This is a genomic window from Mesorhizobium sp. B2-4-7 (genome assembly GCF_006442685.1).
Classification (GTDB): domain Bacteria; phylum Pseudomonadota; class Alphaproteobacteria; order Rhizobiales; family Rhizobiaceae; genus Mesorhizobium.
On the sequence record NZ_VFVH01000009.1, the window covers coordinates 115267 to 138941 of the forward strand.

At 63.8% G+C, this 23675-nt stretch carries 25 protein-coding genes; 18 read left to right on the forward strand and 7 right to left on the reverse strand.

All coding sequences use genetic code 11. The annotated features are described in order from the left end of the window. Nucleotides 1-69: 69 nt before the first annotated feature. The 3 genes from FJ946_RS22355 to FJ946_RS22365 are packed head-to-tail and all read left to right on the forward strand — an operon-like array spanning nt 70 to nt 2907. A complete protein-coding gene (locus FJ946_RS22355) occupies nt 70-1839 on the forward strand; it encodes a trehalose-6-phosphate synthase (RefSeq protein WP_140564502.1) in 1770 nt (589 codons plus the stop codon). After that, on the forward strand, nt 1839-2642 hold the full coding sequence (otsB, locus tag FJ946_RS22360; RefSeq protein ID WP_140557734.1) for a trehalose-phosphatase: 804 nt from the start codon (nt 1839-1841) through the stop codon (nt 2640-2642). Before FJ946_RS22355 ends, otsB begins: the two co-directional genes overlap by 1 nt. A 52-nt stretch (nt 2643-2694) precedes the next feature. Continuing rightward, a complete protein-coding gene (locus tag FJ946_RS22365) occupies nt 2695-2907 on the forward strand; it encodes a hypothetical protein (RefSeq protein WP_140498769.1) in 213 nt (70 codons plus the stop codon). Between the two features lie 9 nt (nt 2908-2916). Here the strand turns inward: FJ946_RS22365 and dprA are convergent, their stop codons facing one another. The 4 genes from dprA to FJ946_RS22385 are packed head-to-tail and all read right to left on the reverse strand — an operon-like array spanning nt 2917 to nt 6944. Further along, nucleotides 2917-4053 (reverse strand): DNA-processing protein DprA, encoded by a 1137-nt coding sequence (gene dprA, locus FJ946_RS22370; protein WP_140564503.1) that lies wholly within the window; start codon nt 4051-4053, stop codon nt 2917-2919. Beyond that, complete coding sequence (gene plsY / locus FJ946_RS22375) at nt 4050-4637, reverse strand: glycerol-3-phosphate 1-O-acyltransferase PlsY (protein WP_140564504.1); 588 nt, start codon at nt 4635-4637, stop codon at nt 4050-4052. Before plsY ends, dprA begins: the two co-directional genes overlap by 4 nt. A 58-nt stretch (nt 4638-4695) precedes the next feature. Continuing rightward, nucleotides 4696-5982, reverse strand: a complete 1287-nt coding sequence (locus FJ946_RS22380) for a dihydroorotase (protein ID WP_140564505.1) — start codon at nt 5980-5982, stop codon at nt 4696-4698. Further along, the gene (locus FJ946_RS22385) at nt 5979-6944 is read right to left on the reverse strand and encodes an aspartate carbamoyltransferase catalytic subunit (RefSeq protein ID WP_140525335.1); all 966 of its coding nucleotides are present in this window, start codon (nt 6942-6944) and stop codon (nt 5979-5981) included. The genes FJ946_RS22380 and FJ946_RS22385 overlap by 4 nt, the downstream gene beginning before the upstream one ends. Nucleotides 6945-7093: 149 nt before the next feature. On the opposite strand from FJ946_RS22385, the gene FJ946_RS22390 reads away from it, so the two are divergent. The 3 genes from FJ946_RS22390 to FJ946_RS22400 all read left to right on the forward strand — a co-directional run bounded on the left by FJ946_RS22390 (nt 7094) and on the right by FJ946_RS22400 (nt 9730). Continuing rightward, nucleotides 7094-8722: a DNA alkylation response protein gene (locus FJ946_RS22390; protein ID WP_140525334.1), complete on the forward strand. Its 1629-nt coding sequence runs from the start codon at nt 7094-7096 to the stop codon at nt 8720-8722. A 118-nt stretch (nt 8723-8840) separates the two neighbouring features. Next, nucleotides 8841-9389 carry a hypothetical protein gene (locus FJ946_RS22395; RefSeq protein WP_140525333.1) on the forward strand — a complete coding sequence of 183 codons (549 nt, stop codon included), beginning with the start codon at nt 8841-8843 and terminating at the stop codon, nt 9387-9389. Further along, on the forward strand, nt 9389-9730 hold the full coding sequence (locus FJ946_RS22400; RefSeq protein WP_140564506.1) for a DUF6105 family protein: 342 nt from the start codon (nt 9389-9391) through the stop codon (nt 9728-9730). Before FJ946_RS22395 ends, FJ946_RS22400 begins: the two co-directional genes overlap by 1 nt. On the opposite strand, the gene ruvX is transcribed toward FJ946_RS22400, so the two are convergent. After that, complete coding sequence (gene ruvX / locus FJ946_RS22405) at nt 9648-10154, reverse strand: Holliday junction resolvase RuvX (RefSeq protein WP_140525331.1); 507 nt, start codon at nt 10152-10154, stop codon at nt 9648-9650. The genes FJ946_RS22400 and ruvX overlap by 83 nt on opposite strands. Nucleotides 10155-10277: 123 nt before the next feature. Between ruvX and FJ946_RS22410 the strand changes: the two genes are divergently transcribed. The 6 genes from FJ946_RS22410 to FJ946_RS22435 all read left to right on the forward strand — a co-directional run bounded on the left by FJ946_RS22410 (nt 10278) and on the right by FJ946_RS22435 (nt 14642). Then, nucleotides 10278-10973: a metal-dependent hydrolase gene (locus tag FJ946_RS22410; protein ID WP_140564507.1), complete on the forward strand. Its 696-nt coding sequence runs from the start codon at nt 10278-10280 to the stop codon at nt 10971-10973. Between the two features lie 20 nt (nt 10974-10993). Then, on the forward strand, nt 10994-11410 hold the full coding sequence (locus tag FJ946_RS22415; protein WP_140564508.1) for a hypothetical protein: 417 nt from the start codon (nt 10994-10996) through the stop codon (nt 11408-11410). A gap of 88 nt (nt 11411-11498) precedes the next feature. Further along, entirely contained in the window at nt 11499-11786 is a 288-nt protein-coding gene (gatC, locus tag FJ946_RS22420) for an Asp-tRNA(Asn)/Glu-tRNA(Gln) amidotransferase subunit GatC (RefSeq protein WP_140498745.1), read from the forward strand. A gap of 7 nt (nt 11787-11793) precedes the next feature. Beyond that, on the forward strand, nt 11794-12252 hold the full coding sequence (locus tag FJ946_RS22425) for a GNAT family N-acetyltransferase (RefSeq protein WP_140564509.1): 459 nt from the start codon (nt 11794-11796) through the stop codon (nt 12250-12252). Continuing rightward, nucleotides 12252-13817: an amidase family protein gene (locus FJ946_RS22430; RefSeq protein WP_140564510.1), complete on the forward strand. Its 1566-nt coding sequence runs from the start codon at nt 12252-12254 to the stop codon at nt 13815-13817. Before FJ946_RS22425 ends, FJ946_RS22430 begins: the two co-directional genes overlap by 1 nt. A gap of 27 nt (nt 13818-13844) precedes the next feature. Then, nucleotides 13845-14642, forward strand: coding sequence for a YdcF family protein (locus FJ946_RS22435; RefSeq protein ID WP_140564511.1), 798 nt, complete (start codon nt 13845-13847; stop codon nt 14640-14642). Here FJ946_RS22435 and FJ946_RS22440 read toward each other — a convergent pair. After that, a complete protein-coding gene (locus FJ946_RS22440) occupies nt 14591-15334 on the reverse strand; it encodes a DUF599 domain-containing protein (RefSeq protein ID WP_140564512.1) in 744 nt (247 codons plus the stop codon). The two genes, FJ946_RS22435 and FJ946_RS22440, sit on opposite strands and share 52 nt — an antisense overlap. Nucleotides 15335-15508: 174 nt before the next feature. Here FJ946_RS22440 and FJ946_RS22445 point away from each other — a divergent pair, with 174 nt between their 5' ends. From FJ946_RS22445 to FJ946_RS22455, 3 genes are all read left to right on the forward strand, one after another. Beyond that, complete coding sequence (locus tag FJ946_RS22445; RefSeq protein ID WP_140557713.1) at nt 15509-16912, forward strand: L-serine ammonia-lyase; 1404 nt, start codon at nt 15509-15511, stop codon at nt 16910-16912. Nucleotides 16913-16981: 69 nt separating this feature from the next. Continuing rightward, the gene (locus FJ946_RS22450) at nt 16982-17419 is read left to right on the forward strand and encodes a DUF1489 family protein (protein ID WP_140498734.1); all 438 of its coding nucleotides are present in this window, start codon (nt 16982-16984) and stop codon (nt 17417-17419) included. Between the two features lie 352 nt (nt 17420-17771). After that, a complete protein-coding gene (locus FJ946_RS22455; RefSeq protein ID WP_140564513.1) occupies nt 17772-18470 on the forward strand; it encodes a DnaJ domain-containing protein in 699 nt (232 codons plus the stop codon). Between the two features lie 46 nt (nt 18471-18516). Here the strand turns inward: FJ946_RS22455 and FJ946_RS22460 are convergent, their stop codons facing one another. After that, nucleotides 18517-19950, reverse strand: a complete 1434-nt coding sequence (locus tag FJ946_RS22460; RefSeq protein WP_140564514.1) for a D-alanyl-D-alanine carboxypeptidase family protein — start codon at nt 19948-19950, stop codon at nt 18517-18519. Between the two features lie 283 nt (nt 19951-20233). Between FJ946_RS22460 and FJ946_RS22465 the strand changes: the two genes are divergently transcribed. The 3 genes from FJ946_RS22465 (at nt 20234) to clpA (ending at nt 23638) form a co-directional block, all read left to right on the forward strand. Beyond that, on the forward strand, nt 20234-20563 hold the full coding sequence (locus tag FJ946_RS22465) for a phasin family protein (protein ID WP_140564515.1): 330 nt from the start codon (nt 20234-20236) through the stop codon (nt 20561-20563). Nucleotides 20564-20833: 270 nt separating this feature from the next. Then, the gene (gene clpS / locus FJ946_RS22470) at nt 20834-21163 is read left to right on the forward strand and encodes an ATP-dependent Clp protease adapter ClpS (RefSeq protein WP_027051901.1); all 330 of its coding nucleotides are present in this window, start codon (nt 20834-20836) and stop codon (nt 21161-21163) included. A 6-nt stretch (nt 21164-21169) separates the two neighbouring features. Continuing rightward, the gene (gene clpA / locus FJ946_RS22475) at nt 21170-23638 is read left to right on the forward strand and encodes an ATP-dependent Clp protease ATP-binding subunit ClpA (RefSeq protein ID WP_140515345.1); all 2469 of its coding nucleotides are present in this window, start codon (nt 21170-21172) and stop codon (nt 23636-23638) included. The last annotated feature ends 37 nt before the right edge of the window (nt 23639-23675 follow it).

A 23675-nucleotide genomic window follows, 5' to 3' on the forward strand; every position in this document is an offset into this window, starting at 1 on the left:
CACCGGCGACGTGCGTTGCACCATCTCCCCCGCGGAGAGGCGCGACCTAGGCCGGAGCAATTCACATCGATGCCAGACAACAATTTTGACTTCCTCCACTCTGCCTCCGCTCTATGGTTCGTCATTCTTGCCAGCCTCTGCGTTTCCCTTGTTGCCTTGGTGATTTCCGCGCTGCGATCCCGCCGGACCCCGCCGGAACCGGCGAATGTCGAGCCTCCACCGGCTCGTGTCGTATTGCGGGAGTTCGAAAAGAATGGCCATTCCGCCGACGCGGCGCTCGTCAACTGGTCGCCCTCGACACTGCGCGAAATCCTGGCGAAGGAACTGCCGGATGCGCAAGTGATCGTCGTCTCCAACCGCGAGCCCTACATTCACAATCTCAGGGATGACAATGTCGACCTGGTTGTGCCGGCCAGTGGACTTGTCTCGGCGCTGGAGCCGATCACCCGTGCCTGCGCGGGAACCTGGATAGCCTATGGCGGCGGTTCGGCGGATCATCTCGTCGTCGACCAGAACGACCGCATCGAGGTCCCACCTGAGAACCCATCCTACACGTTGCGCCGTGTCTGGCTGACCGACGAGGAACAGCAAGGCTATTATCTGGGCTTTGCCAATGAGGGTCTCTGGCCCCTGTGCCACATAGCCTTTACGCGGCCCGTCTTCCGCACGTCCGACTGGGAAACGTACGAAGCCGTCAATCGCAAATTCGCCGATACCGTCGTTGCCGAAGCGCGGAACGAACGCCCGATCGTCCTCGTCCAGGATTATCATTTCGCGCTGCTGCCGCGAATGATCCGGGAACGCCTGCCCGATGCGATCGTCATCACCTTCTGGCACATTCCGTGGCCGAATTCGGAAGTCTTCAGCATCTGCCCCTGGCGGGAAAAAATCCTGGACGGCCTGCTGGGGAGCTCGATCATCGGCTTTCATACGCAGTTCCACTGCAACAACTTCATCGAGAGCGTCGACCGCTTCCTGGAAAGCAGGATCGAGCGCGAGGATTCGGCCATCTCCTATGGCGGCCAGACGAGCCTGGTCCACGCCTATCCGATCTCGATAGAGTGGCCGCCGGCTCAACTCGGGAAATTGCCCGCTATCGCGCAGTGCCGCGCGCGCATTCGCGAAAAATTCGGGCTGGCGGACAATGTCAGCCTCTGTGTCGGCGTCGAGCGCCTCGATTATACGAAAGGCATTCTCGACCGGTTTCACGCATTGGACGAACTGTTCAAGCAACACCCGGAGTGGATCGGCAAGGTGGCCTTCCTGCAGATCGCGGCGCCAAGCCGTGGAACCTTGCCGGCCTACCAGCAACTGCACGAGGAATGCCTGCGTTGCGCGGCGGAGCTCAACGAGCGTTATGGCCGGGACGGCTACACGCCTGTCTTGATGGTGGCTGAACACCATTCCCAGGAGCAGGTCTACGAAATCTACCGGGCCGCCGATGTCTGCATGGTGACCAGCCTGCACGACGGAATGAACCTGGTCGCCAAGGAATTTGTCGCCGCACGCGACGACGAGCAGGGCGTGCTGATGCTCAGCATGTTTGCCGGCGCTTCCAAGGAGCTTCTCGAGGCGCTGATCGTCAATCCTTACGACGCGACGATGATGGCCGAGGCGTTGCTGCAGGCATTGACCATGGTGCCCGCCGAGCAGCGCCAGCGCATGCAGCGCATGCGCGAGATCGTCCGCGACAACAATGTCTATCGCTGGGCGGGCAGCATGCTTCTCGACGCCGCCCGCTTGCGCAAGCGAATCGCGATCGACCCCGCCGGGCCGGGCTCCGTTGCCGCGGCCAATGTGATATCGCTGCTTGATCGCAAACGGGTCGCGGCGCTGTGATGTCGGGATCGGCAAATCTGTCCGTGCCGACCGTCCCGCAAGGCCGATGGGCACTCTTCCTGGACATTGACGGTACGCTTCTGGAACATGCCGCGCATCCCGACGCGGTGGTCGTCGGTGATGCGTTGCGAAGCATGCTGACAAGGCTGGACGGGCGTCTGGCTGGCGCTCTGGCTTTCATTACAGGAAGATCCGTTTCCGCCGTCGACCGGCTCTTCCAGCCGCTGCGCCTGCCGGCTGCGGGTCTATACGGCCTGGAGCACCGGCTTGTCCGTGACGGGCCTGTCGAGGCGGCCGACGAGCCCGCCGACATTGCCGCGCTTGCCGAGGAAATCGAGGCGGAACTGGACAATGTGGACGTCTATATCGAGCGCAAGGGCCCGATCCTGGCCATTCATACGCGTGCGGCGCCGCAGTTGCTGCAACGGGCGACGCAACTGGTCGAACAGGCCCTGGAGCGGCTTCCGCGGGGATATCGGGTTCTTGCCGGCAATGCCGGGGTGGAACTGATGCCGCTCGAGGCGGCCAAGGGAGCGGCAATCAGGCGTTTCTGCGAGTTGCCGGCTTTCCGGGGGCGGATTCCCGTATTCCTCGGAGACGACACGTCGGATGAGAACGGCTTCGAAGCCGTCAATGAAATGGATGGCATTTCGGTCCGCATCAAACCGCAAGGGAAAACCGTGGCGCGCCACGCGCTGGCCGATGTCGGCGAGACCCTGGCCTGGCTTGAATCCCTATGTCACGACCAATCGGGCACTGGCCGGTTTGAGGAGGCGGTCCAGCCCACTGTCCGGCAGAGTTGAGGCCGCAAAACGCATTTTGCGCCTTTGAAGAACGGGTTTCAGGAGTTGATCAATGATCCAATTCACCAGCCTCATCCACGAGATCATGCCCGCGTGGCTCCGGCGGCGTTCGCGCCGGCGCATGCAGGACACGGAGACAACTTTCGATCCATCGCGTCCTGAAGACGCCGATGCCGTCTGGCGAAAGGCCGTCGAGAGGGACCTGTTCGGCGCAAACACGCCCGACTATACCGAGACCGAACAGAAGAAGCGCGATCACCACTGACGGAGGCTGTCAGCCTTCCGCGAAGACCAGCGAGACATTGCCGCCGGCATGCCGTTCGAGCCGGCCGGCGAGGTCGAGCTCCAGGAGCACCATGAACACCTGGGCCGGATGCAGGCCGGTGTGGCGGATGATCTCGTCGATCGCCACCGGCGTCGGGCCGAGCGCTTCGGTCACCCTGGCGCGGTCGTTTTCGCCGGGTGGCGGCGTGGCCGAGAAATCGGGGGGATCTTCAAAGGGCGGCAGTTCGGGGGCCCGCAAACCGGTCAGCGGCGCGATTGCCCTGTGAATGTCGGCGGCTTCGGTGACCAAGGTGGCACCGTCCTTGAGCAGGCCATTGGTGCCGGCGGCGCGTGGATCAAGCGGCGAGCCGGGTACGGCGAAGACCAGCCGGCCCATTTCGCCTGCGAGCCTGGCGCTGATCAGGGACCCGGAACGCTGCGCCGCCTCGACCACCACCAGACCGACTGCCGCGCCCGCGACGAGGCGGTTGCGGCGCGGAAAATCCTGGGCACGCGGCTGCCAGCCGAACGGCATCTCCGAAATGATGGCGCCGCCGCGCTCGACGATCTCGTCGCATAGGCCGGCATTCTCAGGCGGGTAGGGCAGATCGAGGCCTCCGGCCAGCACGCCGATCGTGCCGGTCGAGAGGCTGCCCTGATGTGCTGAAGTGTCGATGCCACGCGCGAGGCCGGAGATGATGGCGTAACCGTCGCGGCCAAGGTCGGTCGCCAGCATGCGCGCCATCTTGATGCCGGCGAGCGAGGCGTTGCGGGCGCCGACGATAGCTACCGCGGGCAGCCGGAACACCGCGCCTTCGCCTTTCACCGCCAGCAGCGGCGGCGGATGGTCCATGTTTTTCAACAGGGCGGGATAGTCCGGCTCGCCGATACCGACAAAACGGGCGCCTGCCCGCCGTGCGGCCTCCAGTTCCGCTTCAGCCTCGGCGATCGAGGGAATGCGGGCGATCCTGCTGGCGCCGGCCGAAATCATCAGCTCCGGCAGCATTTCCAGCGCGACCTCGGCCGAACCGAACCGGTTGATCAGGTCGCGAAAGGAGGCGGGACCTACATTCTGGCTGCGGATCAGCCGCAGCCAGCTCAACCGCTGCCGGTCGCTGAGGCGCGGTCCGGCGAGCGGCTTGCTCACTCCTTCGCCCCGATTTTGCCCTCGGTGCCGGCAAGCAGGCGTGAAATGTTGGCCCGGTGCTTGATGAAGACGATCAGGCTCATCACGACGAACAATGCGGCAATCTGCTGTGTGCTCAGGAAATAGAGGGCGATCGGCACGGCGACCGCGGCCGTCAGCGCTGCAAGCGAGGAGTAGCGGAACAGGAATGCCATGGCCAGCCAGACGATGGCGAAGATCAGCGCCACCTGCCAGGCAAGGCCGATCAGCACGCCGAGATAGGTGGCGACGCCCTTGCCTCCCTTGAATCCGAGCCAGATCGGGAAGAGATGGCCGAGGAAGGCGCCAAGGCCGGCCCAAGCGCCGAGTTCGGGCGCGAAATGGCCCGCGATCAGCACCGCGGCCGTGCCCTTCAGCGCGTCGAGCAGCAGCGTGGCCGCGGCAAGGCCCTTGTTGCCGGTGCGTAGCACATTTGTCGCGCCGATGTTGCCGGAGCCGATCTGGCGCACGTCGCCAAGCCCTGCCGCACGGGTCAGCAGAAGCCCGAACGGAATCGAGCCCAAGAAATAGCCGAGCACCAGCGCCGGGATCAGGTTGTAAGTCATTGTTCCCCCCGCATTTCCCCCTGACGGGCTGAATTCGGCGCGATGCGCCGCCGCCAGCTCAGACCGAGAACACTGTGCGGCCCGCCACCAGCGTTTGCAAGACCTTGCCCTGCAGGCGCGCGCCTTCGAAACAGGTGTTCTTCGAGCGCGAGCGAATGCCGCTTTCGCTGACGATCCAGGGTTCATCCAGATCGACAAGCGCAAGGTCCGCGACAGCGCCGGGCTTGAGCGTGCCGCCAGGCAGGCCGAACAGCCTTGCCGGCGCCGTGGACAAGGTCTCGATCAGCCGCGGCAGCGGCACGTCGCCATTGTGGTAGAGCCGCAAGGCGGCGCCCAGCAACGTTTCGAGCCCAATGGCGCCGGCTGCGGCGTCGGCGAAGGGCAGGCGCTTGGTGTCGACGTCCTGCGGATCGTGCGAGGAGACGATGATGTCGACCGTGCCGTCCCTGATCGCTTCGATCATCGCCAGGCGGTCTTCCTCGGCGCGCAGCGGCGGGGTCAACCGGAAGAAGGTGCGATATTCGCCGACATCGTTTTCGTTGAGTGACAGATTGTGGATCGACACGCCCGATGTGACGGTCGCGCCGTCGGTCTTCGCGCGCGCCACCGATGCCGCCGCCATCGCCGTCGATATCTTTGCCGCGTGGTAGGAGCCGCGCGTCAGGCGCGCCAGGGCAAGGTCGCGCTCCAGCGGGATGGTTTCGGCTTCACGCGGAATGCCGGAAAGCCCCAGCCAGCTGGCGTAGAGTCCCTCGTTCATCACGCCCGACGACGCGAGGTCGGCATCCTGGGTTTCGTGCACGATGGTTGCGCCGAAATCGCGGGCATAAGTCAGCGCCCGGCGCATCACCAGCGCGCTTGATATGGTGTGGCGGCCGTCGGTGAAGGCGGCGGCGCCGGCCTCGCGCAGCAGCCCGAATTCGGTCATCTCGCGGCCGTCGAGGCCCTTGGTGATGGCTGCGGCCGGGAAAATATTCACGATTGCCGTGTCCTTGGCGGTGCGCAGCACGAATTCGACCAGGGCCACATTGTCGATGACCGGATCGGTATCGGGCATCATGACGATCGAGGTGACGCCGCCGGCAGCCGCGGCGACACTTGCCGACGCGATCGTTTCGCGATGTTCTCCGCCCGGTTCGCCGATGAAGACGCGGCCGTCGATCAGGCCTGGAATGACCGCCTTGCCGGCGCAGTCGATGATGGTGGCGCCCTCGGGCGCCCCCTGGTTCAGCGCAGCCTTGCCGGCGGCGGCTATCTTCTTCCCCTCGACGATGACCGTCCCGGTCTCGTCTACGCCGCGCGAGGGGTCGATGATGCGGGCGCGCTCGAACACCGTGATGGTCATGCGCCGCGGCCCTCGTGGTTGCGGCGCGGGTCGAGCAGCGCTTCCATCACCGCCATGCGCACGGCAACGCCCATCTCGACCTGTTCCTGGATGACGCTCTGTGGCCCGTCCGCGATCTCCGAGGCGATCTCGACGCCACGGTTCATCGGTCCAGGATGCATTACCAGAGCGTCGTCCTTGGCCGCCTTCAGCTTCTCGGCGTCAAGGCCGAAATAGCGGAAATATTCGCGCACCGAAGGCACGAAGGCGCCTTCCATTCGCTCGCGCTGCAGGCGCAGCATCATCACCACGTCGGCATCTTTCAGGCCCTCGGCCATTGAGCCGGTGACGATCACACCCATCCTGTCGATGCCCGCAGGCAGCAGCGTCGAGGGTGCGACGACGCGCACCTGCGCGCCGAGCGCATTGAGCAGCATGATGTTGGAGCGGGCGACGCGCGAATGCAGGATGTCGCCGCAGATCGCCACGATCAGTTTCGACAGCGGACCCTTGGCGCGACGGATGGTCAGCGCGTCAAGCAGCGCCTGTGTGGGGTGCTCGTGCGCGCCGTCCCCCGCATTGACCACGGAGCAGCCGACCTTCTGCGCCAGGAGGGCGGCCGCACCGGCCGACTGGTGGCGGATGATCAATATGTCGGGCCGCATGGCGTTCAGCGTCATGGCCGTGTCGATGAGCGTCTCGCCCTTCTTCACCGAGGAACTCGCCACCGACATGTTCATGACGTCGGCGCCGAGACGCTTTCCGGCCAGTTCGAACGACGACTGCGTCCGCGTTGAGGCTTCGTAGAAAAGGTTGATCTGGGTGCGGCCGCGCAGTGTCGAGGTTTTCTTCTCGGATTGCCGCGAGATCGCGACAGCCCGGTCCGCCCTGTCGAGCAGAAGCTCGATGTCGGCGGGGGAAAGATCGCGGATGCCCAGAAGATGGCGGTGGGGATAGAGTGGCAGGGACGAAGCGTCGGTCATCTCAAGGGGCTGCTATAGGGTGGACGTTCCATGGCTGCAAGCGCCAGCTTTGGATTGCGGCTGTTCTCCCCGGTATTTTCGTCGCGAGCCTTGGGCTATATCTAGCCGATGGCTCCGGATTCGTAGCCGCCTGGCAGTAAGGATGAAGCGTGACCGACGACGTGACGAACCAGCCGCCGCCGCTGACAGGCGGCAACGCCTGGCGGGGCGATCCGTTGCTGATCCAGCTTGCCGAGCGCTTTTCCGATCCGGTGCGCAAGGATCTCGACGGGCTCGGCCGCTTCGTGCTGACGCAGGAGGCCCAGGAACTGGCCCGCCTCGCCAATGTCGAAACGCCGAGGCTCAGGACGCATGATCGCCAGGGCCGGCGCATCGATCTGGTCGAGTTTCACCCCGCCTATCACGCTTTGATGCGCCGTTCCGTAGCCAACGGGCTGCACTCCTCGGTCTGGGAGAACGGCGATGCCGAGATCGGCCGCCGCCATCAGGTGCGCGCGGCCCGGTTCTACCTGACGGCCGAACTCGAGACCGGACATCTGTGTCCCATCACCATGACCAGCGCTTCGCTGGCAGCGCTGATGGCGAGCCCGAAACTGTTCCGCGAGTGGGCGCCGCGCGTGACGACGCGCAAATACGATCAGAGCCAAAAGCCGCCGGTCGAGAAGACCGGGCTTACGCTTGGCATGGGCATGACAGAGAAACAGGGCGGCACGGACGTGCGCGCCAATGTAACGAGGGCCGAGCGCGTCGGCAGCGGCTTCTATCGCCTGACCGGCCATAAATGGTTCATGTCGGCGCCGATGTCGGATGCATTCCTGGTGCTGGCGCAGGCGCCGGAGGGATTGTCGTGCTTCCTCGTGCCGCGCGTCCTTGGCGACGGCTCGGGCAACGGCTTCCGTTTCCAGCGCCTGAAGGACAAGCTCGGCAACCGGTCGAATGCGTCTTCCGAGGTGGAGTTCGTCAACGCGATCGGTGAGATGGTCGGCGAGCCGGGCGCCGGCGTGAAGACGATCATGGACATGGTGACCTTGACCCGGCTCGACTGCGCCGTGGCGTCTTCGGCGATCATGCGGGCGGGTCTGGCCGAAGCCGTTCATCACGCCCGCCATCGCCAGGTGTTCGGCACCAACCTGATCGAGCAGCCGCTGATGCAGCGCGTGCTGGCGGACATGGCGCTCGACGTCGCCGCTGCCACGGCGCTGTCGTTCCGTCTGGCGCGTTCCTTCGACGAGGCGGCGAGCGATCGCGGCGAGGCGGCCTTTGCCCGTGCCATGACGCCGGTCGTCAAATATTGGGTCTGCAAAATTGCGCCGCCGCTGCTCTACGAGGCGATGGAATGCCTCGGCGGCAACGGCTATGTCGAGGAGGCGCCGCTCGCTCGCTACTATCGCGAAGCTCCGGTCAACGCTATCTGGGAAGGATCGGGCAATGTCATGGCGCTGGATGTGCTGCGCGTGCTTGGCCGCGCGCCGGGCCTATTCGAGGAGGTGCTTGCCGGCATCGATCGCGACCTGGGCGCGGGCGGACGCGGCACCATCGGTGTGCTGAAGGCGGCGATGCAAGTCGCCGCGACCGACGAAGGCTCGGCCCGCCTGCTGACGGAGCAACTGGCGCTGTCGGCGGCGGCGGCGGAATTGCGCCGGTTGGGGGCAGGGCGGATCGCCGATGCCTTCGTCGAGACGCGGCTGGCGGGCCAGTGGCGCAACACCTACGGCATGCTCGATTCGCGCCATGATGCGCGCATGATCATCGACACGCTCTATCCGCCAACCACCTGAGCAGCAGCCATGGACCACGCCTTGGTCATTCCCCCGCGCCGTTAACCTTAACAAATGGTTTCCGTTGCGAGGGCTGGCGGCAAAGCCCACTGTCATTCCTGTCGAAGCAGGAATCACGATGCGACAGGTATTGACCTCTTTTCTCGCCTTGCACTGGACGATCGTTTTCGCCCTGCTGGCGATCATCTGCATCGATGGAAACCGCGGCGTGGCCGGGGCGCTTGGGGTGCTGGGCGTGACGATCGAGAGCGCCCGCTTCGTCGATCTCGAAAATGTCGTCGTGGTTGCGCCTCTGGCAACGGCCCTGCTTGTCGTGGCGGTGCTGTTCTTCTGGGCTTTTGTCGAGGCGCTGATCAACAATGCCAGCAATCCGGGCGCCGACAGCGTTGCCCGCATCGCCTTCATCAGCGCTTCCGGCGTGCTGTCGCTGATCTTGGTCGGAGGCGCGGCGCAAGGCATCAACGGGCTGTTCCTGGGCGTCGCCGTGCAATTGGCCGCACTTCTGGCCTCCTATGTCGCCATGCTTGCCGAGCGCCGCACCCTGGCCACATCGGATGAGGTTGAAATCCACGCCACGGCGCACAGCATGGCCAGGGCCGCAGCCCACAATTCGCTGCTTTCGCTGATATCGGGCCGACCCCAGCCGACCCGGAAGGGAGGCCGCTGATGCGTTACATCTTCGCATTGTGGGCGGCTCCGATGGCGCTTTTCTGGGGCTGGTTCTACCTGTCGCTCAACGACATGAATTTCGGCTACGTCATGCTGAGCCGGCAGTTGCATGATTTCGTCTTCCAACTCTACGGCCAGATGCTCGGCATCGACCCGGCAATCATTCCCGGTATGGTGGGAAGAGCCTGTATATTCGACGGCCTGCTGCTGCTGGCGATCTGGGCGCTTCGCCGCCGTCGTGAAATCATCGGCTGGATCAGGAGGCGGCCGGCGGTTCCGGTGCAGTTCGAGCGGCTGCACCGAGCGAGCGAAGCCGGTCCAAAACTCCCTGCAGAATAAAGGCGGCGGCGGCCGAATCGATCTTGCCGGCGCGTTTGGCGCGCGAAAAATCCATCTCGATCAGCGTCCGTTCAGCGGCTACCGTCGACAGCCTCTCGTCCCATAGCAGGAAGGGAAGGTCGCTCAAGGCGGCCATGTTGCGTACGAAGGCGCGCGATTTCTGCGCGCGCGGACCTTCCGAGCCGTCCATGTTGACCGGCAGTCCAATCACCACCGCGCCGGCATTCTCCTTTTGCAGCAGATCCAGCAGCACGGCCGCGTCGAGCGAGAATTTCCGTCGGATGATGACCGGGCGCGGATGCGCGAAGGAAAAGCCACGGTCCGAAACGGCGACGCCGATGGTCTTGTCGCCGAGATCGAGCCCGGCAAGCGTCCTGCCGCCAGCCAGCCGTGCCGGCAATTCCTCGATGGTAATGATAGCCAACGGTTTTCCTTTGACCCGACAGCGCCGTCGCGGCGTTTTGAACACGCGAGGACGCCGTAACACTTTGCTCTTGAGCTGACGCCGTTCTATCCTCCGACGGAGCAAAAATCGAGGAACTCGCTGATGAAACTCACTTGGTACGGACAATCCGCCTTCAAGATCGAGGTGACGGGCGCAAGCATCCTGATGGACCCGTTCCTGAGCGGCAATCCGCTTTGGAAGAAAAGTTGGGAAGGCCCGGCCGAAGGTGTCACTCACGTGCTTTTGACGCATGGTCACGGAGACCATGTCGGCGATGCGCTCGAGATCCTCAAGAAGACCGGAGCGATGCTGGTCGCCAACCCCGAGGTCTGCGGCTATCTCGGCGGCCAGGGCGTCGACCAGAACAATATCAACCAGGGCAACACCGGTGGCACGGTGGACTGCGGCCCGTTCACGACGACTTTTGTCCAGGCATTGCATTCCTCGTCCTATGGGGACGGCATCTATATGGGCAATCCCTGCGGGCTGGTCCTGCATTTCCAGGACGACAAGACGCTCTATCACATGGGCGATACCGACATCTTCTCGGATATGGCGCTGGTCAACGAGCTGCATGAGCCGAAGATCGGCCTGGTGCCGGTCGGCGACCGCTTTACCATGGGAGGCGCTGTCGCGGCTCTCGCCTGCCGCCGCTATTTCAAGTTCGATGTCGCCGTGCCATGCCACTATGCGACTTTCGGCCTGCTCGACCAGACGCCCGACAAATTCGTCGCCGGAATGGAGGGTTCGGGCGTGAATGTCGTCGTGCCTGGGATCGGCGAGGCGGTCACGCTATAAATTGAAAACGGAATTAGAACATGGGCTTGAGGAACTCTCTTTGCGTTTCGATGCTGTTTGCGGCGTCGCCGGCGTTCGCCGCGGACGATTTCATTGAAGGGGTCTACCTCAAGTCCGAGGAGCTCTGCGTACAAGCCAGGAAAGACACCCTGCAGACGCTGATCGATGCCGGCAACATCGTGCTGTCGGCCCATGGCCTCCAGGGGGTCGAATACAATTGCGAGTTCTTGCAGATCAGCAAGGCGACACGCTCGCCGAGCTGGGCGGTGACGGCCATTTGCCAGGAGCCGGGCTACGTTTTTCCCGACGTGCTCTCGGTAACGCAGATGAGCCCGACTCAGATCGATCTCGTCTCCGTCCGGCCCATCGAAGACGAGAGCGAGGCGAGCGGCAACAGCGGCAGCTACTATCTGTGCGAGGGCATGGCCCCGCCGTGAGGCCATTTGCCCGATTGTGGGCATGCACATGTTGCGCGCCGCGCGCGGCGCCGCTATAGGCCGGGGCTGGTTTTCCCGAGGCACAAACATGTCCGTTGACGTCAAGACAGTGAAGCGCGTCGCGCGTCTCGCCCGCATTGCGGTGAGCGAGGAAGATGCCGAACGCATGACCGGCGAGCTGAATGCCATACTGGGCTTCGTCGAACAGCTGAACGAGGTCGATGTTTCCGGGGTCGAGCCGATGACTTCGGTAACTCCGATGGGGATGAAGAAGCGCCAGGATGTCGTCACCGACGGCAACAAGGCTGCCGACATCGTCGCCAACGCGCCTGCCACGGAAGAGAACTTCTTCCTCGTGCCGAAGGTCGTGGAGTAACAGGCCGATGGCCATCGAAATCGCAATCGAGACGCCGCTGCAGGACGATGTGCGCGGCTTGGTCGCGGAGCTCAACGAGACGCTGCTCGAACTGACGCCGCCGGAACACTGCTATCACCTGACCGTCGAGCAGATGGCCGGCCCGGACACCACGGTCTTCGTCGCCCGCGACGACGGTTTTGCAATCGGTTGCGGGGCGCTGAAGCGCCATGACGGCGCCGTCGGCGAGGTCAAGCGCATGTACACGCGGCCCACGCATCGCGGCCAGAAAATCGGCGCCAGGATTGTGGAGCGTGTCGAAGCGCTGGCGCGCGAGGAAGGATTGAAGCGTCTGGTGCTGGAGACGGGCGATCGCCATCCTGCCGCCCGGGCTGTCTATGAACGTTCCGGCTTCTCGCGTTGCGGTCCGGTGCTGGATTATCCCGATTCCGAGTGGTCGGTGTTTTACGAAAAGAGCCTTGCCTGATGAGCGACCTGACCCGACTGACGATTTCGCAGGCCCGCGCCAAGCTGCGCGCCAAGGAAATCACCGCGACCGAGATCGCCGACGCCTATCTTGCTGCGATCGAGCGCGCCAATCCGGCGCTCAACGCCTACGTCGTGGTGACCGGCGACAAGGCGCGCGACATGGCCAAGGCCTCCGACGCCAGGCTGGTCAAAGGCGAGGGCGGTGCGCTGGAAGGCATTCCGCTCGGCATTAAGGACCTGTTCGGCACCGAGGGCGTGCACACCCAAGCGTGCAGCCATGTGCTCGACGGCTTCAAGCCGCATTACGAATCGACCGTCACCTCCAATCTGTGGGCCGACGGGGCGGTCATGCTGGGCAAGCTCAACATGGACGAGTTCGCCATGGGCTCGTCCAACGAGACGTCCTATTACGGGCCGGTGGTCAACCCGTGGCGGCGTTCGCGCGTTGACACGATGGTGATGCCGACGACGCACCAGGGCGATGGCGGCTTCGTTTCGGCCGGCGGCACCAGGACCGCGCGCACCCTGGACAATGCGCAGCTGGTGCCGGGTGGCTCGTCGGGCGGCTCGGCCTCCGCCGTCTCGGCTTTCCTGTGCGCGGGCGCCACGGCCACCGACACTGGCGGCTCGATCCGCCAGCCGGCCGCGTTCACCGGCACGGTCGGCATCAAGCCGACCTATGGCCGCTGCTCGCGCTGGGGTATCGTCGCCTTCGCCTCGTCGCTCGACCAGGCCGGGCCGATCGCGCGCGACGTGCGCGATGCCGCGATCCTGCTCAGATCGATGGCCTCCGTCGATCCGAAGGATACGACCTCGGTGGACCGGCCGGTGCCGGACTACGAGGCGGCGATCGGCAAGCCGATCAAGGGCATGAAGGTTGGGATTCCCCGGGAATACCGCGTCGACGGCATGCCGGAGGAGATCGAGGCCCTTTGGCAGAAGGGCATTGCCTGGCTCAGGAATGCCGGCGCCGAGATCGTCGACATCTCTTTGCCGCACACCAAATACGCGCTACCGGCCTATTACATCGTGGCGCCCGCCGAAGCCTCGTCCAACCTTGCGCGCTATGACGGCGTCCGCTACGGCCTTCGCGTGCCGGGCAAGGACATCGTCGAGATGTATGAGAAGACCCGCGCCGCCGGCTTTGGCCGCGAGGTCAAGCGCCGGATCATGATCGGCACCTATGTGCTGTCGGCGGGCTATTACGACGCCTACTATCTGCAGGCGCAGAAGGTGCGCAATCTGATCAAGCGGGACTTCGAGAACGTCTTTGCCGCCGGCGTTGATGTCATCCTGACACCGGCGACGCCATCTGCCGCCTTCGGCATTGCAGACGAGGACATGGCTTCCGATCCGGTGAAGATGTACCTGAACGACATCTTCACCGTCACCGTGAACATGGCGGGCCTGCCGGGCATTGCGGTGCCCGCCGGCCTAGACCCCAAGGGCTTGCCGCTCGGCCTGCAACTGATCGGCAGGCCGTTCGAGGAAGAGACGCTGTTCCAGACCGCTGCCGTCATCGAGCAGGCGGCCGGAACGTTCCAGCCGGAGAAGTGGTGGTAGGATCGTTTCTCATCTAAGGGGTGAGGGATGTTCTTTTATCTTTCGAAAATCTTCTGGTTCTTTATCCAGCCGCTCAACCTGACGATCTTCCTGCTGCTGGCGGGGCTGGTCGCGGCATTTTTCGGCCGCCGGCGGCTGGCAGCCACCGGCGGCGTGCTGGCGTTTTTGGTTCTGGCGCTTTCGGCCTGGACCTCACTCGGCGTATTGCTGCTCAACCCGCTGGAGGAACGCTTTCCGCGCCCGCCGCTGCCGCAAAAAGTCGATGGCATCGTCGTGCTCGGCGGCGGCTTCGAGGGCGGCATCAATCTGGTGCGCGGCGGTTATGAGCTGAACAGCGGCGGCGACCGGATGGTCGAGACGGCCGTGCTGGCGCGGCGCTTTCCCGACGCCAAGGTGGTCGTCTCCGGCGGCAATGGCGAATTGTTCCTCGACGGCGAGGGCGATGCCGCCACCGCGCCGCGCCTGCTTGGCGCGCTTGGCGTGACGCCGGAGCGCCTGATCCTCGAGGGCAAATCGCGCAACACCTATGAGAATGCCGTCTTCACCAAGGCCTTGATAGCGCCGAAGCCGGGCGAAACCTGGCTGCTGGTCACCTCGGCCTACCATATGCCGCGCGCCAAGGCGCTGTTCGACAAGGCCGGCTTCGCGACCGTCCCCTGGCCGGTCGACTATCGAACGTCGGGAGACGAAGGCATCGGCCTGTTCTGCGACAATCCGGCCGATGCGCTGCAGGCGGCCACCATGGCGATCCGCGAATGGATAGGGCTGTTCGCCTATTGGCTGTCCGGCCGCATCGATCGGCCTTTTCCCGCACCTGGCGGCTGACCGATCACGGCGCGGCGCGCCGCCGAGAAGAACTGGCGCCGCACCAGAACGGCCAGGAGCAGAAGCGTCGACAGCACGAACACCACCGGATCGACGAACCAGCCGAGATAGCCGATCGAAAAGAACACGCCGCGCAGGCCGGAGTTGAAATGCTTGCCTGCCAGCATGTTCATCTGCGCCGCCCTCCACACCGCCGTTTCGGTGACCAGGTTGCGCGAGGCTTCGCCATGTGGGATCGGCACAGCACCGATCAGGATCGAGCAATAGTTGAACAGACGGTAGGCCCAGCCGAACTTGAAGAACGAAAACGCCAGGATCAGCACCAGTCCCAGCACCTTGATCTGAAAAGCTGGGCGCGACGGGGCGCCGCCCAGAGGCAGGGTGCTCAACACCTCGAGGACGCGGTCGGAGGCACCGAGCAAGGCAAAGCAGCCGCCAAGCGCGATCAGGGAGCTGGAGGCGAAGAAGGCGGTGCCTTGCTGCAGGCCACCCATGATGGCTGTGTCGACGATGCGGATCTCACGCTCGGCCATCCGGTGCATCCAGGCTTGCCGCTGCGCATTCATCGCCGTTGTCAGGGACATGCGGCTGACCAGCACACCGTCCGAGGCGAGCGTATGCAAAACCCACGCAATGAGGAAGAACGCCAACGCCGCGAGATCGGCTGTCGAAAGATCGAGGGAATCGCCCATTGGCGAATCCTATCACATCCAGTGCGATTGCTTCGATCGTCCGCGGCAGCGACGGATATGTCGCTGCCGGAGCAAACAAGGTCGGCAGGCGCTGCGCCGCGCCGTTCAAAACAGCGGAAACATCGCAGGAGTTCCTATATGTAGTCCCAGAGCGGCTTCGGGAGATTGTGGCGCGTGTTCCTTTCGGTTTTCGACCTGTTCAAGATCGGCATCGGACCATCGAGTTCGCACACGATGGGACCGATGACGGCCGCCCGCCGTTTCCTCGACGAGATCGCCGGAGACGACTGGCCGCGTCCGGCCGGCGCCAAGGTTGCTCGCATCGGCGCCAGCCTGCACGGCTCGCTCGCCTATACCGGCATCGGCCATGGCAGTGACCGTGCCGTCATTCTCGGCCTTGCCGGGCAGACGCCGCAGACGGTCGACCCTGACCAGGCGGACGGCATTGTCGTTCGCATCACCGCCGACAAGCTGATTTCACCGCCCGGCCACCCCTCCTACCGTTTCGATCCGGCCGGCGACCTGGTGCTCGACCGCAAGACGCCGCTCACCGGCCACGCCAACGGCATGGCGTTTTATGCCTATGATGCCGGCGACCGCCTGCTGCTCAAGCGCATCTATTATTCGATCGGCGGCGGCTTCGTGGTTTCGGAAGAAGAGCTGCAGCGCATGAAAGCCAAGGGTTCGGTGACGACCGAAGGCAAAAAAGTCCCTTATCCCTTCAAGAACGCCCTCGAGATGCTGAAGATGGCTGGCAAGAGCGGCCTTTCCATTGCCGAGATGAAGCGGGTCAACGAGGAAACACAAATGTCGCGCGATGAGCTCGACGACGGCCTCGACGCCATCTGGGGTGCCATGAAGAGTTGCATCGAGCGCGGCCTGTCGCAGGACGGCATCATGCCGGGCGGGCTGAAGGTGCGCCGCCGGGCCAGGCAATTGCACGACAAGCTGCAGGAGCAGTGGCAGCAGAACCGGCCCAATCCGCTGCTCGCCAATGACTGGCTGTCGATCTATGCCATGGCCGTCAACGAGGAGAATGCGGCCGGCGGGCGCGTCGTCACCGCGCCGACCAACGGCGCGGCCGGCACGCTGCCGGCAGTACTGCGCTACTGGCTGCATTTCCATCCCGAGGCCGACCAGCCCAGCATTCGCGATTTCCTGCTCACGGCAGCCGCCGTCGGCGGCATCATCAAGTCCAATGCGTCCATCTCCGGCGCCGAGGTCGGCTGCCAGGGCGAAGTCGGCTCGGCTTCGGCCATGGCGGCGGCCGGCCTGTGCGCCGTCATGGGCGGCACGCCCGAACAGGTCGAGAACGCCGCCGAGATCGCGCTGGAGCACCATCTGGGCATGACCTGCGATCCGGTCGGCGGGCTGGTGCAGGTGCCCTGCATCGAGCGCAATGCGCTGGGCGCGGTCAAGGCGGTGACGGCCGCCTCGCTTGCCATCAAGGGCGACGGCACCCATTTCGTGCCGCTGGACGCCGCGATCGAAACCATGCGCCAGACCGGCCTTGACATGAACGAGAAGTACAAGGAGACCAGCCTCGGCGGGCTGGCGGTCAATGTGGTGGAGTGTTGAGCCCGCTGGCACTGTGGAGAACTTGCTCAGGCCGTTGACGCATCCGTGCGACGGATTAAATCTTGGGCAATGGCTCTCAACCTCCTAAAGCTCTGCGTCGGCTGCGACAGCGTCGAGGATCTCGAAGAATGGATCGCGTTCCGCCTCGACGAGCGGCGCCGTGCCGGCGAACCGGCCGAGCATTGGCACACCACCCGCATGGTGCCGACGCGCGCCGATGAGGTTACCGACGGCGGCTCGCTCTACTGGGTGATCAAGGGAAGTGTGCAATGCCGGCAGTTGATCACCGAGATCCGGCCATTCACTGATGACGAGGGCATCGGCCGCTGCCATCTGATGCTGGATCCGCAAGTGGTGCGCACCGACTGGCAGCCGCGCCGCGCCTTTCAGGGCTGGCGCTATCTAAAGCCATCGGATGCACCTGCCGATCTCGGCAAGGGCAAGCCGGGGCAGGTCGAAATGCCGCCGAAACTCCGGCGCGAGCTCGCCGATCTCGGCCTGCTCTAAATCACTATCGGCTTGTTCCGAGCAGCCCATTGGCTTGCTCCGGGCAATCTGGCGGCATGGCCGGCCCGCATAGGCGGACTGCGGTTGCTGGCCCTCAATGTTGCTGTCCGTTGGACTTGCAAGCGTCGCGACAACGCCACATCTTGAAAATCATGAGCGATAGGAACCATCCGGTTTCGACATCTGACGCACTCGCACCGACCACATCGCGCCGCGGCGTAGTGGGATGCGGACCATGTGTCGCGCAAGGTCATGATTGCGGCGCAGAAATAACACCCGGTGGCGGCATGCTCGTGTTCAGGAATAGTCTGGAAAACCGGCCGATCGCCAGGCATTCACGGGGCAGTGGAATATGGTAGGCGCGATCATCGCTGTCGTCGCATTGCTGCTGGTGCTGATGGGCCTGGCAACGGCTTTCGTGCGGGCCGACCCGAGCAGGCTTGCAGGCGACATGAGGAAGGTTGGGCCGGTTTTGCTGGCGTTGGTCGGGGGCGCCGTGCTGCTGGTCGGGCGCGGCGGTCTCGGCGGCGTCATCCTGCTCGCAGCGATCGCCTGGTACGGCTCGATGCGGCTGAACCGGCGAGCCGTGATGCCGGCGCGGAGACGCTCGACCGTACGCACGGCGGCGCTGGAAATGGACCTCGATCACGATACAGGAGGCCTTGAAGGCCTTGTCCTGGCAGGCCGCCATGAAGGCAAGATGCTTGGTGCGATGGGCAAAGCCGAATTGCTGCAGCTGTTTCGCGAACTCTCCGGTGACCCGGAGAGCCGGCAACTGCTAGAGACGTATCTTGACGGCAGATTTCCCGTCTGGCGCAAAAACGCTGAGGCGCACAGTGGCGAAGGGCTGGGTATTGCGCCAGGTCCGGGCGCCATGACTAAGGAGGAGGCCTACAAGGTCCTTGGTCTTGAAGCGGGGGCCGCCGCGGCGGATGTCCGCAAGGCGCACCGCCGCCTGATGCAACGCCTGCACCCCGATATCGGCGGCACGTCTTTCCTGGCGGCGCGGATCAACGAAGCCAAGGACGTCTTGCTCTCCAATCACAACTAGTCTCCTTCGACGCAGAAATTTCCGGGAGATATCTTCCACGCCGTCCCTACTGCTGGACGGCGTAGCACTCGATTTTCTTCTTCTTGAGGGCGGTGCAGGCCTTCCAGGCCGCGGTCTTGGAACCGAAGCCGCCGAAGCGGGCGCGGTAGTACGTGACGCCGTCCTTGTCGAAGGCGACGGTGAAGCCGGAGGCATCTGCCAGCACCTTCGGCGCCTGCTTGGTGGCCTTGTCGAGGAAGGCCTGGGCTTCGGACTGTTTCGGCGACGAGGCGACCTGAATGGCCCAACCCGACGGCACCGACGCGGTGTTGACCGGGTCGACGGCCGGCGCGGGCTCGGCATAAGCGGACACCACCTGTGCCGTGGCGACCTTGGGGGCGGAGACGATAACCGTCTTCACCTTCTTTGCCGGAACAACCAGTTTGGGTTCTTCGGCTGCGGTATCGTCGGCGACATCGCTGTCGCCCTGGGCAACCGTCGCGTCGTCGGCAACGGCCTCGTCCGCGTCATCGGCGCTTGCCACCGCCACCGGCTTCTCGTCCGGAGTCGGTGCGTCGTGCTTGGGCAACAGCACCTTGGCCAATGCCGTCACCGGGTTGCCGCTATCGGCCTTGGCGACCAGATCGCCGCCGCCTCGGGTCGATGCCCGCGGCAGATAGGTGTTGATCAGGGCCGCCATCTGATTGTCGCGGCTGCTGCCCGAGGTGCCGCCCATGACCACGCCGACAATGCGACGGTTGCCGTCCGAAACCGATGAAACCAGGTTGAAGCCCGAAGCGCGGGTGTAACCGGTCTTGATGCCGTCGACGCCCTTGATGCGTCCAAGCAGGCGGTTGTGGCCGTTGATGCGCTGGCGGCCATAGAGGAAGGAGCGCTGCGAGAAATAGCCGTAATATTGCGGGAAATGTTCGCGCAGCGCGATGCCGAGCGTCGCCATGTCGCGCGCAGTGGTGAACTGGCCGGGATCGGGCAAGCCGTTGGCGTTGCGGAACACGGTGCCGTTCATACCGAGCTGCCGCGCCTTGGCAGTCATCATGCGGGCGAAGTTGGTCTCGTTGCCGCCGAGCATTTCGCCGAGCGCGGTGGCCGAATCATTGGCCGATTTGGTCACCATCGACAGGATGGCGGTCTCGACCGCCACCGATCCGCCCGGCTTCACGCCGAGCTTCGTCGGCGGCTCTGCCGCGGCATGAGCCGAGAAGACGACCGGCGAGTTCCGGCTGATCTTGCCCTTGGCCAGAGCCTCGAAAGTCAAATAAAGCGTCATCATCTTGGTGAGCGAGGCGGGATAACGCCGGGCGTTGGCATCCGAGGAGTAGAGCACCTTGCCGGTCTTGGCGTCGACCACGATGGCCGCGGACTTCGCGGCGAGCGACGAGGCCGCACTTGCAACGACGATGGTCATCGCCACGGCGATGATCATGACCGTTTTGAAAGGGGACGCGGATTTGGAAACGATGCCCGACAACGCCTGACGCACTGATAGTTCCTTTGAATTTCTTGTTGCGCTGGAGGCGGCAAAGGGATCCTGCCTCACTTCCGGGCAAGCTATCGGGGCAGCGTTACCAATCCGTTTATGGTAACCGCCGCGTTCACCATTTTCTGGTGGTTTGAGCCTCTGTTTATTCGAATTTTAGCCATTGCCCACACCGGCTGGGACGGAAGCTGGCGATTTCTTGACTTTTGTGCGTCGCACAATATATTCGAGTGCATTGCACAAGGCGCTCGGGGCAGGGCGCATCAACCGTCCAGGGAGAATTGAAATGACGCAGACCTATGAGGACTTCAGCAAATACGGCAAAGAGTTCGCCGACACCGGCTTGAAGAGCTTCGCCTCTTTGTCCAAGGGCGCGCAGGCAATTGCGGCCGAGGCCGGCGAATACACCAAGAAGAGCTTCCAGGCCGGCAGCGCCGCTTTCGAGAAGATTGTCTCGGCCAAGTCGCTCGACAAGGCGATCGAGGTCCAGTCCGACTATGCCAAGCAGTCCTATGAGGCGTTCGTCGCCGAGGCCACCAAGATCGGCGACCTCTATGCCGAACTCGCCAAGGAAGCCTACAAGCCGTTCGAATCGATCGTTGCCAAGGCGAAGTAATTCCGTTCGGCAGTGCGAGATCTGGGCCCATTGGGCCAAGACAGAGCCCGGCCGCGCCAGCGTGGCCGGGTTTTTTCATGTCTATTTCCGTTCAGCGGCCTGGCACCCCTTCACGATTGCGAAAATCGGCCAAGTTGGGCACCTAGCCATATTGTCAGCTAACCAGAAGGGCTTAAAATCGTCCATCGAACACCTACATGTCGAACTCGCATGAGGATTCGAAAGAGGCAGGATTACGTGACGATCGGTTTGACTGCCACCAAGGCACGGATGCAGAACGGCAGCGGCGACGGCAATGAGGCCGGCCGCGGCACGGCGGTCATCACGCGCACAAAGACCAAGACCAAGAAACCCAGCCTCTATCGGGTCCTCATCCTGAACGACGACTACACACCGATGGAGTTCGTGGTTCACGTGCTGGAGCGTTTTTTCCAGAAGGACCGCGAAGCCGCCACACGCATCATGCTTCATGTTCACAATCATGGAGTGGGCGAGTGCGGGGTCTATACATTCGAGGTGGCCGAGACCAAAGTGTCCCAGGTCATGGATTTCGCCCGACAGAATCAGCATCCGCTGCAATGCGTGATGGAGAAGAAGTGAGGTAACATGCCGGCTTTCTCCCAAGGCCTGGAAAAGGCGCTTCACCAAGCGCTGACGCTCGCCAACGAGCGGCACCATGAATATGCAACCCTTGAACATCTGCTGCTCGCCCTGATCGACGACACCGAGGCCGCCGCCGTCATGCGCGCCTGCAATGTCGACCTCGACGAGTTGAAGCACACTGTTCTCACCTATATCGACACCGAACTCGACAATCTGGTCACCGGCTATGACGAGGATTCCAAGCCGACCGCCGGCTTCCAGCGCGTCATTCAGCGCGCGGTGATCCATGTGCAGTCGTCCGGCCGCGAAGAGGTCTCCGGCGCCAACGTGCTCGTCGCCATCTTCGCCGAGCGCGAGAGCCATGCCGCCTATTTCCTGCAGGAACAGCAGATGACCCGTTACGACGCGGTCAACTACATCTCGCACGGCATCGCCAAGCGTCCCGGCGCGTCGGAGACGCGTTCGCCGCGTGGCGCCGATGACGAGCAGGGCGGCGCGAACGGCGCCGAGCCGCAAGAGGAAGGCGGCAAGAAAAAGCAGCAGCAGGACGCGCTGACCGCTTATTGCGTCAATCTCAACAACAAGGCCAAGGCCGGCAAGATCGATCCGCTGATCGGGCGCGAGTCCGAGATCAACCGCACCATCCAGGTACTGTGCCGCCGTTCCAAGAACAATCCGCTCTATGTCGGCGATCCCGGCGTCGGCAAGACGGCGATCGCCGAGGGCCTCGCCAAGCGCATCGTCGAGGGTGATGTTCCGGAGGTGTTGCACAACGCCACCATCTTCGCGCTCGACATGGGCACGCTTTTGGCCGGCACGCGCTATCGCGGCGATTTCGAAGAGCGGCTGAAGCAGGTCGTCAAGGAGCTCGAGGATTATCCGGGCGCTGTGCTGTTCATCGACGAGATCCACACCGTCATTGGCGCCGGCGCGACGTCCGGCGGCGCCATGGATGCGTCCAACCTGTTGAAGCCGGCACTGTCTTCGGGTGCGATCCGCTGCATCGGTTCGACAACCTACAAGGAGTTTCGCCAGTTCTTTGAGAAGGACCGCGCGCTCGTACGTCGCTTCCAGAAGATCGACGTCAACGAGCCGACCATCGAGGACGCCATCGAGATCATGAAGGGCCTGAAGCCCTATTTCGAGGAGTTCCACAAGGTCCGCTACACGACGGAAGCCATCAAGGCTTCGGTTGAGCTGTCGGCGCGCTACATCAACGACCGCAAGCTGCCGGACAAGGCGATCGACGTGATCGACGAGACCGGCGCCTCGCAGATGCTGGTGCCGGAGGCCAAGCGCAAGAAGACCATCGGCATCAAGGAGATCGAAGCGACGATCGCCACCATGGCGCGCATCCCGCCGAAGACTGTTTCGGCCGATGACGAGAAGGTGCTGCAGGGGCTCGATATCGAGCTGAAGCGCGTCGTCTACGGCCAGGACACCGCGATCACCGCGCTGACCTCGGCGATCAAGCTGGCGCGTGCCGGCCTGCGGGAACCGGAGAAGCCGATCGGCTCCTATCTGTTCTCGGGTCCGACCGGCGTCGGCAAGACCGAAGTCGCCAAGCAATTGGCCGCTTCGCTCGGCGTCGAGCTGATCCGTTTCGACATGTCGGAATATATGGAACGCCACACGGTCTCTCGGTTGATCGGCGCGCCTCCCGGCTATGTCGGTTTCGATCAGGGCGGCCTTTTGACCGACGGCGTCGACCAGCATCCGCATTGCGTGCTGCTGCTGGACGAGGTCGAGAAGGCGCATCCGGACCTGTTCAACATCCTGTTGCAGGTGATGGACCATGGCAAGCTGACCGACCACAACGGCAAGCAGATCGACTTCCGCAATGTCATCCTGATCATGACCACCAATGCGGGCGCGTCGGATGCGCAGCGCGCGGCGATCGGTTTCGGTTCGACCAAGCGCGAAGGCGACGATGTCGAGGCGATCAACCGGCTGTTCACGCCGGAGTTCCGCAATCGTCTCGATGCGATCATCCCGTTCGGCTCGCTGCCGGTGCCGGTTATCCATCAGGTGGTGCAGAAGTTCGTCATGCAGCTGGAGGCCCAGCTCTCCGAGCGTGGCGTCACCTTCGACCTGTCGCCGGATGCGATCGCCTGGCTCGCCGACAAGGGCTATGACGAGCGCATGGGTGCGCGTCCGCTCGGCCGCGTCATCCAGGAGCACATCAAGAAGCCGCTGGCAGACGAAGTGCTGTTCGGCAAGCTCAAGAAGGGCGGCACGGTGCGCGTCAGCGTCGAGAAGAAGGAAACCGGCGAGACCGGCCTGAAGCTCGAATCGCTCGCCGACGAGGCACCGGTGAAGCCCAAGAAGGAAGAACCGGAAGACACCCCCAAGCAGCGCAAGGCAGTGGCCAAGAAGCCGGCGGTCAAGAAGGCCGTCGCGCAGAAGCCCGAGCCCAAGGGCAAGGACGGCGGCAAGCGCAGCCTGGTGCCGCAACTGCCGCGCAAGAGCTGATAGTCACTCCCTCGAAAAAGCCCCGGAAACGGGGCTT